The sequence below is a fragment of the Caballeronia sp. AZ10_KS36 genome (assembly GCF_023631105.1).
Taxonomy (GTDB): domain Bacteria; phylum Pseudomonadota; class Gammaproteobacteria; order Burkholderiales; family Burkholderiaceae; genus Caballeronia.
Window position 1 is genome coordinate 46,802 of record NZ_JALQDQ010000010.1, and the last position, 14,655, is coordinate 61,456.

The window sequence follows — 14,655 nt, forward strand, 5'->3', positions numbered from 1 at the left end:
TTCGAGCAGGTCCGCTTAACATTCGGTTACCTCGACAGTGCGCGGCGCGCGCGGGTCAGCCGCTAAACTGGCGGTCTTTCGGAAATCGAGACCGTTATGAAACTACGCAAGCTCGCGGATCGCGGCGCGCTGGCGTTCGTCGCGATATCCCGGATCTCCGCTTTTGCGCTGCGGCGCGGCGTACAGCAGGCGGGCATCCCCGGAATCCGTGCGATATCGTTCCTGACGACGCTCATCTTCACCGCGCTTTTCCTGCTGACGATCCCCGCCGCAGAAGCCGCCCCGGCGCTCGACCTGCCGTCGCTGCAGGAACTGATCGCGCCGCCCGCGCCGGCAGCGCCAGCGGACGCGGCGTCGGGTGCATCCGCGTCCGTTCCCTCCGATGCTGAGATGGTGCGCTCGCTCGACACCGTCATTTCGACGCTCGACAGCGACCGCCAGCGCAGCGCGCTCGTGTCGCAACTGAAGAAGCTGCGCGACGCCAAGCGCGCGGCCGAAGCCGCCGCGATCGCGCCGCCGACCGCAGCCGCCGGACAGCCGGCATCGACGGACGCTGCCGCCCCGCCGCAGACCACGCCGCCGACCGCCACGCCTAGCGCCGCCTCATCAGTTGTGGCGGCCATCGCGCAGAACGCCGGTTTGCTCGGCGCGATTGCGTCGGCGCTGACGAGCATCGAAGCGGACGTGAAGCGCGGCAAGACGCCGTTCGCGTATTGGAGCGGGCGTTTCAACGCGGCGGGCAACGAACTTTTCACCATCGTCACGAGCCAGAGCCGCGAGCCGTTCGGCCGCACGCTCTTCAATTACGTCGCGACGCTCGCGGGCTGGGGCGCATGCGCGTTCCTGCTCGTGAGCCTGCAGCGCCGCATGCACAGGCGCTATGGCATCGAAGCCGGGCTGCATTCGAATCCCACCACGCGCGAACTGCTTCTCTTCACGATGCGGCGCGTCGCGCCCTACGTCTTCGCGTTCGTCGCGGCGCTGACGTTCGTGCACCTGATGCCGCAGTCACTCGGCCGCACGCTCGCGATGGTCACCGCCTACGCGATCGTCGCGGGCGCGGTGTTCTCGGCGATCTGTCTCATCATGTTCTCGCTCTTCGGGTCGGCGCACCGGCGTGTCGCGGTGAACGTGCTGATCGTTCACGCGCGGCGGCTGCTGTTCGCCATCGGCACATTCGGCGCGCTCGGCGATGCCGCCGCCAACTACGACGTCGCCCAGCAGCTGGGCACCAATCTGTCGGCGCTCATTTCGACGTTCGCGAACATGCTCGCGGCCGGGCTCACTGCGTACTTCGCGCTGGCGTTCCAGCGGCCCGTCGCGCACTTGATCCGCAGCCGCACCTACGAGCAGCGCAACACGCGCAAGGCCGCGACCGAAACGTTCGAGGTGGTCGCGTCGCTGTGGCAAGTGCCGCTCTTGCTGCTCGCGTGCGCGTCGGTGGTGGCGACGCTCGCGGGCATCGGCACGTCCGAAAACGTGCTGCAAATGGCGATCGCCACGGCCGGCTCGCTCGTCGTCGCGTTCTTCCTCTCGGCCATCGTCATCCGCATCTCACGGCCCCGATCGCGCAGGCCGCGCCGCCAGTCGGCGTATGTGCGGCGGCTCGTGAAGTTCGTCGGCACGATGATCGTCGTCGGCATATGGCTCGCGTTCCTCGAAGTGTCGTCGCGCTTCTGGGGCTTCTCGCTCGCGCAGATGGCCGAGCGCAGCGTGGCGGCGCGCGGCATCACGCACGCGGTCGGCATGATCGTGCTGACGTTCTTCGTCGTGTGGCTCGTGTGGATTCTGATCGACACGGGCATTCAGGAGGCGCTCAAGCCCGATTCGGCGCGGCGCAGCGGACGCGGGCCGAGCATGCGGGCGCGCACCATGCTGCCGCTGTTGCGCAACGTCGTGTTCGTCGTGCTCTTCCTGGTCGCGGCGATCGTGACGGCGGCCAATCTCGGGCTGAACGTGACGCCGCTGCTCGCCGGCGCGGGCGTGATCGGTCTTGCGGTCGGCTTCGGCGCGCAATCGCTGGTGGCGGATCTCATCACGGGGCTTTTCATCATCATCGAAGACACCATTTCGGTCGGCGACTCGATCGAAGTGGAAGGCGGTCACGCGGGCATCGTCGAGAGCCTGACCATACGCACCGTGCGGCTGCGCGACGGGCAAGGCGCGATCCACGCCATTCCGTTCTCGCAGATCAAGACGGTGAAGAACCTGTCGCGCGACTTCGCGTACGCGGTGTTCGAGGTGCGTGTGCCGTTCTCGGCGGACGTGGACGAAGTGACGGAGATGATCCGCGAGGTCGGCGCCGAGTTGATGGACGATCTGCGCTACCGGCGCGAGATGCTGGGGCCGGTCGAAGTCTGGGGACTGGACCGGTTCGATCCGAACTGGATGGTCGTGAAAGGGCAGATCAAGACGCGGCCGCTTCTGCAATGGAGCGTCGCGCGCGCGTTCAACCTGCGCATCAAGCGGAAAATGGACGCTGCGGGCATGGAGATTCCCGTGCCGCAGATGCAGGTTCAGATGACGCAAAACGGCATGCACGGCGCGGGCGATGCGGCGCACGCCGCGAAGGCCAAGCGCATCTGGCTGGACGACGAGCCACCGCTCGCCGACGCGGAGTCCGGCCCGGCGGCGACCGTCAAGGCAGTCGACGTATCGCACGAGCCGCGGCCCGCACCGCCCGCCACGGATCTCTCGGTGCCGATCCCGCCGCAAATCACGACCGCGCCCGAGCCCGGCAAAGGTTGAGTCGACCGGGTCGATCAGGCGGCGAGAAGATCGTTGACGTGCGTGGCGATATGCTCGCCGGCCACGCCGTAAATGTGGATCGATACGGCGCGCGTCGTCGCATCGGCATTGCAGAGCTGATGAACCGCGCCGCGGCCCGCGTCCGCGTACGACACGGCGCCCGCTTCGCGCGGATGACGGCGCGTCTCGATGGCGCGATGCGCGTTCGCGTCCCAGCGATACTGCGTCTCGGCGAGCGCGCCGTCGATGACCGCATAACCGCACCATGTCCGATGCGCATGCACGGGGCTCGACTGCCCCGGCTCCCAGACGAGCGCGGCGATCGCGTAACGGCCGAGCGGATCGGCGGCGAGCAGATGACGCCGGTAGCCCTGTGGACTGCCGGCGCGCTGATCGGCACGCAGAAGCGCCGGGTCGGCGATCGCCCGGGAAAGCGCGGCATGCACGCGCACGCCGAACGACATGTCGGCATCGAGCGAGGCATCGAGCGCGGCGTCGATTTCGTGACAGAGGCGGCTGACGGCAGCATTCCGGTCAGCCGGGAAATGCGCGCTGTATTGAGTGGCCAGTTCGAGTTTCATGATGACGCGTGCCGGTGATGTCGATCACGAATTTATACCGGCTTGCATCCGGAAACGGTTTCCATATAATTCCGCTCGGAGAAGCAAAAATAGAAAATTTTCCTATCGGGGGTGCAGTATGGGAATGGACCTCATCGACCGCAAGCTGCTGGAACTGCTGCAAACCGACGTGACCATGCCTATCGCGGAACTGGCGTCGCGGGTGAATCTGTCGCAGACGCCGTGTTGGAAGCGGGTGCAGCGTCTGAAGGAGACCGGCGTGATTCGCGCACAGGTGGCGCTGTGCGATCCGAAGAAGCTCGGCGTCGGCACGACGGTGTTCGTCGCCGTGCGCACGAACCAGCACACGCAGAGCTGGGCCGACGAATTCACGCGCGCCGTGCGCGATATCCCGGAAGTGGTCGAGGTGTATCGAATGAGCGGCGAGACGGATTACTTGCTGCGCGTGGTGGTATCCGACATCGACGATTACGACCGCGTCTATAAACAGCTTATTCGCGCGGTGCCGCTCTACGATGTCAGTTCGAGCTTTGCGATGGAACAGATCAAGTACTCGACGGCGCTGCCGGTGCGGCCCGCCGCCGACGCCTGACTGCGTCGCATCAAAGCGCCAAGAAAAAGCCGCCCGGGGAGGGCGGCGCAACACGTCCGGTCACTAGGTATTCCGGCCTTGCCCCTTCAAGCCCTCGCCGGAATCGGACGCGCATGGAATCGCGTTGAGTATGGCGAATCAGGCGCACTCGCTTCAAGGCGAGCGATGCAGCAGTGAATTTCACGCGCGCTGTTCGGCGGGCGAAATGTCCACAACCGGTTCGCAATCCAACTGAAAAGCTGTCCGGGTACGATGCTGGCTTTATCTCGAAATCCGCAACGAGCCACTCCGCCCGCCATGACCGACGACCCTCGCCAGAATCGCCCCGACCTCCCGCGCAAGAAGAATCCGACTCTGGGCATTACGGTGTTCATCGTGGTCGTCGTGTTGCTCGTGATCTTCACGCTGCTCTTCAATGCGATCCGCGACAAGCGCGAGTTCGACGAACACAATGCCCCGCCCGCCGCCGCGAGCGACGCGCGTCGGGCACTGCCGGCCACCGGCGCCTCGCAGTGAGGCGTTCGCTTCACGCGGGCAGGTGAATCTGCGTCGCGTCCTTGCGGATGAGCGCCGACGCCGTGAGCATCTGCTTGCATTGATGCGCGAGCAGTTTCAGATCCTGAATGGCATCGGCGGGCAGACTCTGCGCGCGTTCCGCCGCGGCGACCATGGAATCCAGATCGCGGCGCAGCGTCTTGATCGCATCGGGCGACGCAGCGCCGTCTTCCTGGGAGACGACCGCTTGCGCTTCCGACAAGTTGTCCCGCACGACGGCGAACGCGCGCTGCACCGGTTCGAATGACTGGCCGTCCGCGCCGTTGAGCGACTGCAAGAGCGGCGCGGCCGCCGTGATCTGCGACGCGAGCACGTGACTCTGCACGAGCAGATCGTTGAGTTCGGCGACATACCTTTGCTGTGCCTTCGGCTCCAGCATCATGCGCTGGAAAGCCTGCGCGAGGTTGGCGAAGGCGACGTGCACGTTCTTGCGCGCGAGCCGATAGCCGTAGTCGCGATCGAGCGCGGACGCGACGACCGTGGCGGCGGCCGATGCGCCCTTGCTCGCGGTCGCAGCCGTGCTCTCGCCGATGCCCGCCGACGAGAGCCGCTCGGCCGTTGCGCTCGCGGCCTTGATCGCGCTCGCCGCGACGGCTTCGGCTTCTGCCGTCGCGGTGGCTTCCAAAGGCTCGCTGGCCGCTTCGGCGGAGACGGAGACCGGCTGCATCGACGAGGCAAACGCGGCGCGCGCCTGACCGTCGGCAAAGACGGCGCTCGGCGCGCTGGTTGCCGCGGCCGTTGCCGTTGCCGCCGCGCGTGCCGCGCCCGCTGCCGCCTTCGCCTTCCAGCCCCAGCTGGCTTCGAGGTAATTGCGCGTCGCGGCCAGCAGATCCTTCACGAGCTTGCCCATCAGCCGATATTCCCAGTACGGGAAAAGGTGGCTCGCCGCGATGGCAATCGCGCAGCCGACGACGGTATCGATGGCCCGCTCGCCGATCAGCCGCAAGCTGCCCGGCGCGAGCAGATGGAACATCAGCAGCACGTAGCTGGACGTGAACACGACGCTGCCCGCGTAGTTGAAAAGCAGCAGGCTGTAGCTCATCACCATCGACGCGAACATGGCGACCAGCAGAATATGCGGGTCCTTCACGAGCAGAATGAGCGCGATGGTGACCGCGCAGCCGATCGCCGTGCCGATGATCCGCTGCGTGTTGCGCTGCTTGGTGAGCGAATAGCCGGGCTTCAGGATGATGACCGTGGTCATCACGATCCAGTACGCATTGGTGAGCGGCAAGAGCCTGCCGAGCCAGAAGCCGACGCCCACCGCGATGGTCACGCGCAGCGCATGGCGAAAGCTCGGCGACGCCATCGTCAGGTTCGAAAAGATCTGCCTGAACGGCACGCGCCGGCTGGAGATGAATCGCGAGAGCGCGTGGTCGATCTGCAATTCGGTTTCGGTCAGGCTCGCGTCGTCGCGCGTGCGGCGGCGCATCTTGTCGATGAGACGCGTCGCGCTCCAGAGACGCCGGAACACCGCTGCCGCCGCGGCATACGCCTCCGGATTCTTCTCCGGCAGCGCGTGCTTGCGCATGAGTTCGAGTTCGTATTCGATCGCGCGCAGTTCGGCCTTCGTGCTGATCTGCTTCGGCGCCGGACGGTTCTGCAGCACCGCGAGTCCGATCTCCTGCAAGTCTTCGCCCGCCTTGCGCATCAGGTCGCGATAGAACACGAGCACGTCCGAGCCCGCGAACGTCTGGCGCACGAGCGGATAGTCCGTGTGCGCGCCGACGAAAAACTCGTGCAGGTCCACGATGTTGATGAACAGATTGAAAAGCCGCGCGCGCCGCGCATCCAGCTTGCCGCTTTTCACCTTCGGCAGATTGCGCAGCACGATGTCTCGCGCGCCTTCCTGCTGCTCGACCGCCGCGATCTGCTTTTCGATCAGCTTCCTGTAGCACTCGTCGAGATCGGCGTCGTTGTCATAAAACTCGGCGCGCGCCTGAAGGTACTCCGCGCAACTGAAGATGCTCTGCGCGAGCGCCTGCCGCTCGATCCGATAGACGAGCAGATGCGACACGAGCGTGGCCCAGTACGTGTACCAGAGCCCGCCCAGCAGAATCCACGACGCGTTGATGAGCGCCTGCATCGGCGTGAAATGCTCTTCCAGCGTCACGATCATCATGAAGAGCGTGGCGAAGCTGATCTGCGGCCAGCGGTTGCCGTAGACCACGATCAGCGAGAGCACGAACGTGAGCGGCACCACGGTCAGCCAGAGCGTGAGCGGATGCGCCGTCGCAATGCCGGTGGCAAGCGCCGAGAGGAAGCCGATGAACGTGCACGCCAGCATCTCGTTGTGCTTGTGCTTGAGCGGGCCGGGCATGTCGACGACGCATGCGCCGAGCGCGCCCGTCGCGATCGTGAAGCCGAGCTCGCGGTTGTGAAACACCGTGAGCATGAGCACCGCGGGCAGCGAGATGCCGAGCGCAGAGCGCAAGCCGCCAAAGAAGTACTGGCTGTAAATGAACTTCCTGATTTCGAACGAGTAACGCATCGACTTCCTGTGTGGACGCTCGCGGGCGGGCAAGGGCGATGTCGAGTCTAACCCAATCACCGAGCCTTCGGACCTCGGCCGAATGGCCGAGTTCTCGGCACGCGCGACCCTTTGTTATGCTGGCGCTTGATTTGACAAAGCTTTGCCTTTCGCGGCTTTCAGAGCGCATCCCGACCGCCTTCCATGCTCGAACTCTTCTACTCGAATCGCCACGAAACGCTCGCTGCCGCGCTCTTCGAAGACCTCGACGCCTTCGCCATGCGCGAGAGCGATCCCTTCGCGAGCGAGGCCGTGATCGTGCCGAGCGCAGCCGTGCGCCGCCGGCTGGAACTCGACATGGCCGAGCGTTTCGGCATCTGCGCGAACGTGCAGTTCTGCTATCTCGCGCAGTGGCTGTGGGCGCAGATCGGCCGCGTGCTGCCGGTGCCCGCGCATTCGCCGTTCGCGCCGGACCGGCTCGCGTGGCGCTGCTATCGCCTGTTCGACGAACCCGCGTTCCGCGAGGCGCCGCGCCTGTCGACGTATCTGAACGCCGCCGATGATTCCATGCGCTACGAACTCGCGCGCCGCATCGCGACGGTGTTCGATCACTATCTGACTTATCGCCCGGAATGGCTCACGCACTGGCAGGCGGGCGGCTCGCTTCTCGCGGGCGGCGGCGCGCAGATCGACGCGCGCGGGCCGCGTCTTGCCGGCGCGAGCGACATCCAGCGCCAGGACGAACACTGGCAGGCGGCGCTGTGGCGCGCGTTGCTGGAAGATCTCGCAGCGCCGGATCGCGAGCACGACCCGACGCCGCCCGCTTACCGCTTTCTCGCCGAAGCGCCGCGCTTCGATCTCGATACCGCGATGCGCGCCGAGTGGCCGCGGCGCATCAGCGTCTTCGCGCTGCCGACCATGCCGCCGCTGCATATCGCGCTCTTGCGCGAGTTGTCGCGCTGGATCGACGTGCGCATCTACGCGCTCAATCCGTGCCGCGAATTCTGGTTCGACATCGTGAGCGAGGCGCGCGTCGAGCAATTGCAGCTGAAGGGCGAGGCGGACTTTCAGGAAGTCGGTCATCCGCTGCTCGCGGAGTGGGGCCGGCAGACGCAAGCGCAATTGCATATGCTCAACGAGCTGACGGAGAGCGCCGCGTCCAGCGAGCGCGAACTGTTCGAAGCGAACCCCGCGCCGACATGGCTCGCGCGCGTGCAGAACGGCATCCTCACGCTCGATGAGGACAACGCCTCGCCGCTGCCGGAAGAGATCGTCGATACGGGCGTGGAAGTGCACGTCTGTCATAGCCTCTCGCGGCAACTGGAAGTGCTGCACGACCGCCTGCTCGACTGGTTCGACTCGATAGAAGGTCTGGAACCGTCCGACGTGCTCGTCGCGTTTCCGGATCTCGCGGTGGCGGGCCCGCTGATCGACGGCATTTTCGGCACCGCGCCCGCCGGGGCCAGCAACGAGCGGCGGCGCATTCCGTATCGCATCACGGGCTTGCCGCCGTCGCAGGCGAACCCCGTCGCGCGCGCGATGCTCGACTGGCTCGCGCTTGCCGAGCGCGGCGTCGGCGCGCCGGAGTTGATCGAATGGCTGCGCGTCGATGCGATCGCCGCGCGCTACGGCATCGACGCCGCATCGCTCGAAACGGCGCAGGAGTGGCTCGCGCAGGCGGGCGCGCGACGCGGATTGCGGCCCGACGAGGTCACGACCGAGCACGTGCCTGCCGCGCGCCACACGTTCGCCGACGCGCTCACGCGGCTCTACCTCGGCTACGCGCTTCCAGGCGGCGGCGCGCCGGTCGCGGACTGGCTGCCGGTGGAAGGCCCGCAAGGCTCGGAGGCGGAACTGCTCGGGCGTCTCACGCGCTTCATCGACGACATCGACGCCTTCGCGAAAGAGATCGAAACGCCGCGCACTGCGCGCGCGTGGGGCGATTTGCTGCTCGATGCGCTCGAGCGTTTCTTCGATGCAGGCGTCGCGTTCAACGACACCATCGGCGACGTGCGCCACGCCATCGACGCGCTGATCGCCGCCATCGACGAAGGCGCGCGCGACACGCACGTGCCGGCCGCCGTGATCCGCACCGCGCTCACCGATACGCTCGACGATCCGGCGCGCGGCGGCGTGCCGTGGGGCGGCGTCACGTTCTCGTCGCTCACGAGCTTGCGCGGCTTGCCGTATCGCGTCGTGTGCCTGCTCGGCATGGACGACGGCATGCTGCCGAGCCTCACGCGCGCCGACGAGTTCGATCTGATGGCGCGCTTCGGCAAGCTCGGCGACCGCCAGCGGCGCGACGACGAGCGCAATCTCTTTCTCGACCTGATGCTGGCCGCACGCGACCGGCTGATGATCGCGTACACCGGGCGCAGCATTCGCGACAACGCCGTGCTGCCGCCCGCCGCGCTGATCGACGAACTGCTCGATTATCTGGCGCAGGCGGTCGCGGGCAAGCATGCGGCGCCGGAAGCCCTGCGCGAGGCGCGCGCCTTGTTCGTCCACGAGCATCCGCTTCAGCCGTTCGCGCCCGAGTACTTCGAGCCGGGCGGCCGCCTTTTCACGTATGAGCCGGAGCGGGCGGAACTGGCGCGCGCGCTCGCGGCAGGGCGCACGCAGGGCAGCCCGCCGTTCTTCGATGCGCCGCTGCCGCCGGAAGAGAACGAAGACATCGTCGCATTCGACGACTTCGTGCGCTTCTGGCGGCATCCGGCGCGGGCGCTGCTGCGCGATCGCTTGGGCATTGCGCTCGTCGATGCCGATGCGGAACTCGACATCACCGAGCCGTTCGAACTGGGCTTCGCGGGCCGCGATGCGCTCGCGGCCCGCGTGCTGCCGTCGCTGCTCGATGCGACGGACGATGCCGCCGCGCGCGCCCGTGAACGCGCCCGCCACGTCGCACGCACGAGCCCCGAAATGCCGGGCGGCGCGACGGGCGCGGTCTGGCAGGCGCGCGAGATGCACGCGCTTGCGCATCTGGCGGACCGCATTCGCGTGTCGGTCGCGGAAGGCGTGACGCGGCTGCCGTTCGTGCTCGACATCGCGCCGCGCTGGCCCGACACCGCCGGCGTGCCACTCTTCGCGAAGTACGACGACGCGCTCATCGACGAGCGGCCGTTCACGCTCGCCGGCACGCTCAATCGACTGACGCCGCAAGGGCAGGTGATCTACCGCTACGATCAGCCGCGCGCCCGCGATTATCTGTCGGCGTGGCTCGCGCATCTGGCCTATTGCGCGGCGCTGCCAGACGGCCCGCGCCGCACCATCTGGCATGGGCGCGGCGCGCAGTCGGCGGATTTCGAACTCGCGCCCGTCGCCGATCCGCTCGCGCATCTCGGCACGCTCGCGGCGCTGTATCGCGCGGGACGGCGCATGCCGCTGCGTTTCTTTCCGAAGAGCGCGTGGCTCAAGCTGACCGAAGGCGATGTCAAAGCGCAAGCCGCATGGGAGTCGGAGCGCACGCGCGCCGAAGCCGACGATCCGGCGTATCGCATCGCGTTTCGCGGCGAACCATTAATGCTCGACGAACGCTTCGCCGCGCTCGCGCGCATCGTCTTCGAACCGCTTCGAGAGCATCTGCGGAGCGGCGCATGACCACCATGACTGACGTTGTGAATCACGAAACCGTGCAGGAACTCGACGTTTTCGCGTGCCCGCTCGATGGCGTCAACCAGATCGAGGCGTCCGCCGGAACGGGCAAGACGTGGAACATCTGCGCGCTGTACGTGCGCATGCTGCTGGAGAAGCAGTTGAGCGTCGAGCGCATTCTCGTCGTCACCTTCACGAAGGCCGCGACCGCGGAGCTGCACGAGCGCATCCGCACGCGGCTCGCGGGTGTCGCGCATGCGATCGAAAACGGCGACGCGGCGGGCGATCCGTTCATCGAGCGGCTCTTCGAAACCACGCTCGAACAGATGGACCCGGACGAGGCGCTGCAACGCATCCGCATCGCGCTGCATAGCTTCGATCAGGCCGCGATCCACACGATCCATGCGTTTTGCCAGCGCGCATTGCAGGAAGCGCCGTTCGCCGCCGCGATGCCGTTCGCGTTCGACATGGAAGCCGACGACAGCACGCTGCGCTTCGAACTCGCCGCCGATTTCTGGCGTGAGCGCGTCGAGCCTGCGGCGGGGCGCGTGCCTTCGTTTGCATCGTGGCTGGTCGCGAAAGGCGCGGGGCCGGCATCGCTCGATGCGCAGCTCGCGCGCCGCCTGAAGAAACCGCTCGCGACGCTGCGCTGGGGCAATTTCGCCGAAGTGCAAGCCGACGAAGCCGCCGACGCGAAGGCGCTCTTCGACGAAGCCTGCGCGCTGTGGCACGCCGAGCGCGATGCCATCGCGAAGCTGCTCTTCGACGCCGAGGCCATGCTGAAGCAGACCTCGCACAAGCGGTCGATGATCGAAGCGGCCATCGACGCGTGGGCCGAGTATTTCGCCGATGCCGACTGTCACGCGCCGCCGCCGAAAGACGCGCTGAAGATCACCGCGTCGGCGCTCGCGAAGGGCACGAAGGTCAAGCACACGCCGCCCGCGCATCCGTTTTTCGAGCACGCGGAGACGCTCGCCGCTGCGGCCGCCGCTGCGGAAGCGTCGCAGCGGGCGCTGTGGCTCGATATCGTGCGCGAGTGGCTCGACTACGCGCCGGCCGAGTTGTCGGCGAGAAAGCGCGCGCGCCGCGTCGTCTCGTTCGACGACCTGCTCTCGAACCTGCATCACGCGCTCGTCAAACATGCGTGGCTTGCCGCGGCGCTGCGCGAGCGTTATCCGGCGGCGCTCATCGACGAGTTTCAGGACACGGACCCGCTGCAATACGCCATCTTCAATCGCGTGTTCGCGCCGCACGGGCCGCTTTTTCTCGTCGGCGATCCGAAGCAGGCCATCTACAGCTTTCGCGCCGCCGATCTGCACACGTATCTCGCGGCGCGCGAGGGCGCGAACGCGCGCTACACGCTCGCGGTGAATCAGCGGTCGACGGCGCGCATCATCGAGGCGTGCAACCGCGTGTTCGGCGCGAATCCGTCGGCGTTCATCCTCGAAGGGTTCGACTATCAGCCGGTGCGCGCGGGCACGCGCTCGCGGGGGCCGTTCGTCGATGCGACGCCCGCCGCCGCGTACTCCGATTTCGCTGATTTTTGCGTGTGGATGCTGCCGCACGGCGATTCGGCGCTCTCGAAGGGCAACGCGCAGCGCGATGCGGCCGAAGCCTGCGCCGCCGAAATCGCGCGGCTCTTGCGCGGCGCGCAACACGGCGAAGTGCGCATCGGCGACGAGCCGCTTCGCGCGGGGGACATTGCCGTGCTCGTGCAGACGCACCGGCAGGGCAGCATGGTGAAGCGCGTGCTCGCGGCGTGGGGCGTCGGCAGCGTGGAACTGGCGCAGGCGTCGGTGTTCGGCTCGCTCGACGCCGAGCAGATCGAGCGCGTGCTCGCCGCCATCGACACGCCGGGCGACTTGCGGCGGCTGCGCGCCGCGCTCGCGACCGACTGGTTCGGGCTCGATGCAGGCGCGCTTTGGCGTCTGGAGCATGCGGTCTCCGCAGCGGATTCGAACGACGGACCGAACGACTCCACGAGCTGGGTCGAGCGTTTTTCGCGCTATCGCACGATCTGGCACGAGCGCGGCTTCGCGGTGATGTGGCGCACGCTGACGCGCGAACTGTCGATCGCCGCGCGCCTCGTCACGCGGCCGGACGGCGAGCGCAGGCTCACGAACATCAACCATCTCGCGGAACTGTTGCAGGCGCGTTCGGCCGAGCAGCCCGGCATCGCGCCGACGCTGCGCTGGCTCGCCGCGCAGCGCGCGCAGCAAGGCGGCGGCGAGGACGCGCAGTTGCGGCTGGAATCGGACCGCAATCTCGTGCAGATCGTGACGATTCACAAGTCGAAAGGGCTGGAGTACGCGGTCGTGTTCTGCCCGTTCCTGAACGACGGCGCATCGCGCGACGCGCCGAAGTCCGGCTTACCCGACGCCAGGGAGTATCACGACGAAGCGGGCGAAGCGGTGCTGCACTACGGCATCGACGAGGACGAATCGAAAGAGGTGAGCGCCGCGATCGCCCGCGAGCAGGCTGCGGAGCGCGCGCGCCTCGTCTACGTGGCGCTGACGCGGGCGGTGTATCGCTGCTATGTCGTCGCGGGCGTGTATATGTCGAATGTCTCGAACAAGTCGACGAAGGAGTCGCGGCGAAGCGTGCTCAACTGGCTCGTCGCGGGCGCGGGGCAGGACTTCGACGCATTTTGCGAGGAGCCGCCCGACGAAGCGGGCATCGTCGCGGCGTGGCACGCGCTGGAAGCACAGGCGGATGGCGCGATCGGCGTGGCGCCGTTGCCGGTGATCGGCGCGCGGGAGCCGCTCGCCGCCGAGGCCGCGGGACCGCACGAGATGACCGCGCGCACCAATCAGCGCCTGTTGCGCGACCGCTGGCGCATGGCGAGCTTCAGTTCGCTGATCGCGGCGGGCGCTCGCGACGAGGCGAATCAGCCGCAGCCGGTCGACGCGCGGCCCGATCACGACGAACTCGCGGACCTCGACGTGCCGATTCTTCAGCCAGCCGCGCCGCGCGACGAGACCGCGCTCGCCGACGACGACATCCTCGCGTTTCCGCGCGGCGCGGCGGCGGGGGAATGTCTGCATCGCATGTACGAACTGGCGGACTTCACGCAGCCCGCGACGTGGGGCGATGCGATCGACCGCGCGCTGCGCGAGCATCCGACGCCCGCGCCCGAGCCGCTCTCCCGGCGTCTTCGGCCGATGATGCAACGCCTGCTCGCCGATACGCTCTCGACCGAGATCGCGCCGGGTCTTCGGCTGTCGCGGATTCCGCCCGCGCGTCGCATGAACGAACTGGAGTTTCTGTTTCCCGCGCCGTCGCTGGACTTCGCGGCGCTGCGGCGGATTCTCGCCGCGCACGGTTATCCCGACGTCGCGCTGGAAGCGGGCGCGTTGCGGGGCTTTATCAAGGGGTTCATCGACATGATCGTGGAGCACGACGGGCGCTACTGGATCATCGACTGGAAGTCGAATTATCTCGGCGAGCGCGCCGCGGACTACGGCGCCGGGCCGCTCGCCGAAGCGATGGCGCATCACGCGTATCACCTTCAGGCGCTTGTCTATGTGGTGGCGCTGCACCGGTATCTGCGGGCGCGGCTCGCTGCGTACGACTATGAGACGCACGTCGGCGGCTATCTGTATTTGTTCGTGCGTGGCGTGCGGCCCGACTGGCGCGACGGCGACAGCGGCGCGCCGAGCGGCGTGCATCGCGGACGCCCGCCGCTCGCGCTCGTCGAGGCGCTCGACCGGCAGATGTTTGGGGGCGTGGCATGAGCACGATGGACCTGAACGCGCCGGCATCGCGCTTCGCGGATGAAGGCGCCGCGCTCGACCGGCGTATGTGCGGAGGCACGGCATGAGCATGATCGAGTTGGATGCGCCCGCATTGCGCTTCGCGGATGAGGGCGCCGCGCTCCGGCGGCTGATGTCCGGAGGCACGGCATGAGCACGATGGACCCAAACGCGCGGACATCGCGCTTCGCGGATGAAGGCGCCGCGCTCGACCGGCGTATGTCCGGAGGCACGGCATGAGCACGATCGACACGACCGCGCCGGCGCCGCGCTTCTCGGACGAAAGCGGGCCCCCGGCCCCACCCCGGGCGCCGGGGCAGGGCGCCCACTCGCCGGGCGCCCGGGCGCGCGCCCCAGCCGTCCGCG

The 14,655-nt window shown here is 67.5% G+C and carries 7 protein-coding genes; 5 read left to right on the forward strand and 2 right to left on the reverse strand.

Translation table 11 applies throughout. The annotated features are described in order from the left end of the window. Positions 1-96: 96 nt before the first annotated feature. Positions 97-2,748 carry a mechanosensitive ion channel family protein gene (locus NCR35_RS06200; protein ID WP_250533656.1) on the forward strand — a complete coding sequence of 884 codons (2,652 nt, stop codon included), beginning with the start codon at positions 97-99 and terminating at the stop codon, positions 2,746-2,748. Positions 2,749-2,762: 14 nt separating this feature from the next. On the opposite strand, the gene NCR35_RS06205 is transcribed toward NCR35_RS06200, so the two are convergent. Continuing rightward, on the reverse strand, positions 2,763-3,329 hold the full coding sequence (locus NCR35_RS06205; protein ID WP_250533658.1) for a cysteine dioxygenase family protein: 567 nt from the start codon (positions 3,327-3,329) through the stop codon (positions 2,763-2,765). 118 nt (positions 3,330-3,447) lie between these two features. Here NCR35_RS06205 and NCR35_RS06210 point away from each other — a divergent pair, with 118 nt between their 5' ends. Together NCR35_RS06210 and NCR35_RS06215 are read left to right on the forward strand one after the other, a co-directional pair. Beyond that, complete coding sequence (locus tag NCR35_RS06210) at positions 3,448-3,921, forward strand: Lrp/AsnC family transcriptional regulator (protein WP_502801652.1); 474 nt, start codon at positions 3,448-3,450, stop codon at positions 3,919-3,921. Positions 3,922-4,218: 297 nt separating this feature from the next. Beyond that, positions 4,219-4,437: a hypothetical protein gene (locus NCR35_RS06215; protein WP_244848317.1), complete on the forward strand. Its 219-nt coding sequence runs from the start codon at positions 4,219-4,221 to the stop codon at positions 4,435-4,437. Positions 4,438-4,447: 10 nt separating this feature from the next. On the opposite strand, the gene NCR35_RS06220 is transcribed toward NCR35_RS06215, so the two are convergent. Further along, on the reverse strand, positions 4,448-6,967 hold the full coding sequence (locus NCR35_RS06220; RefSeq protein ID WP_250533661.1) for an FUSC family membrane protein: 2,520 nt from the start codon (positions 6,965-6,967) through the stop codon (positions 4,448-4,450). Positions 6,968-7,150: 183 nt separating this feature from the next. Between NCR35_RS06220 and recC the strand changes: the two genes are divergently transcribed. Next, a complete protein-coding gene (gene recC / locus NCR35_RS06225; protein WP_250533662.1) occupies positions 7,151-10,543 on the forward strand; it encodes an exodeoxyribonuclease V subunit gamma in 3,393 nt (1,130 codons plus the stop codon). Positions 10,544-10,548: 5 nt separating this feature from the next. After that, the gene (recB, locus tag NCR35_RS06230) at positions 10,549-14,271 is read left to right on the forward strand and encodes an exodeoxyribonuclease V subunit beta (protein ID WP_502801653.1); all 3,723 of its coding nucleotides are present in this window, start codon (positions 10,549-10,551) and stop codon (positions 14,269-14,271) included. Positions 14,272-14,655 lie beyond the last annotated feature (384 nt).